Consider the following 1,107-nt stretch of genomic DNA (forward strand, 5'->3'; position numbering starts at 1 on the left):
ACGCACAAAAGCATCAAGTACAGAAAAGTTTTTCTCAACGCGCGCCATTAATGCCCTTAAACCTCCCTGCGCCTTTGCCCATTTCAAGCCATCAAGAAAATCCTCAACACATAGCAGAGAAGGTGTATTAATGGTTACCCCCTTAAAAATATCTTCGTTTAATTTTCTCTCTTTTGTCATACAGAAAATTTGCGGCATAGGCCAAGCTGGAATATAACTCTCAAGTCTTTCAACAGCACGAGGACTTAAAATCAACATACCATGTGCTGCTTCCCCTCCTAAAACTTTTTGCCATGAAAAAGTAACAACATCTAATTTTGAAAAATCAAGATTTTGCGCAAAAGCTGCTGATGTTGCATCACAAATTGTCAACCCTGCTCGCTTATCTGGAATGAAATCTGCATTAGGAATACACACACCTGAAGTCGTTCCATTCCATGTAAAAACAACATCACGATCAAAATCAATTTGTGTTAAATCTGGTAATTCACCATAAGGAGCTTCAAAACACCGCACATCAGGAAGCTTTAATTGCTCAACAACATCTGCAATCCATCCCGATCCAAAACTTTCCCACGCCGCCATATCAACGCCACGCTCACCTAATAAAGACCATAGAGACATCTCAACAGCACCGGTATCTGAAGCAGGAACAATCCCTATACGATAATCAGAGGGCACTTCAAGGACCTCACGCGTTAAATTAACGACTTCAGCAAGTCTTAATGCCGCTTCTCTCGATCGATGTGAACGTCCAACTAATGCATTTTTAAGAACTTCAAGACTCCAACTAGGACGTTTACTACAAGGACCTGAAGAAAAATTAGGATTATTTGGACGACAACTTGGTTTTTTTAACATTATCATTATTTCTCCCCTTTAGACGGCTTGCCTTTCTTTAAAGAAAGGCGAATTACTACAAAGACTGCGCCAATAGTCTTTGCAAACAAAAGTCAAAAATGTTTTCTATTTATTTCGTAAGCTCAAAATACGCGGAAATCTTTTAAAAACATCTCTCTTAAACCATGCTTCGAGATTGATTCTCTAAAATAATTTCCTCGCGTCATCACCACGATAAAGATAGCATCCTGATAACGATACACTAAC

Annotated in this window: 1 protein-coding gene; it reads right to left on the reverse strand. The window is 39.1% G+C overall.

Annotated elements, in window-relative coordinates; translation table 11 throughout:
* On the reverse strand, positions 1–867 hold an 867-nt coding region (locus J7R12_RS08555; protein ID WP_208439061.1), incomplete at its 3' end, for a phosphoserine transaminase.
* Positions 868–1,107: the final 240 nt, after the last annotated feature.

The sequence above is a fragment of the Bartonella vinsonii subsp. vinsonii genome (genome assembly GCF_902825235.1).
GTDB lineage: Bacteria > Pseudomonadota > Alphaproteobacteria > Rhizobiales > Rhizobiaceae > Bartonella > Bartonella vinsonii.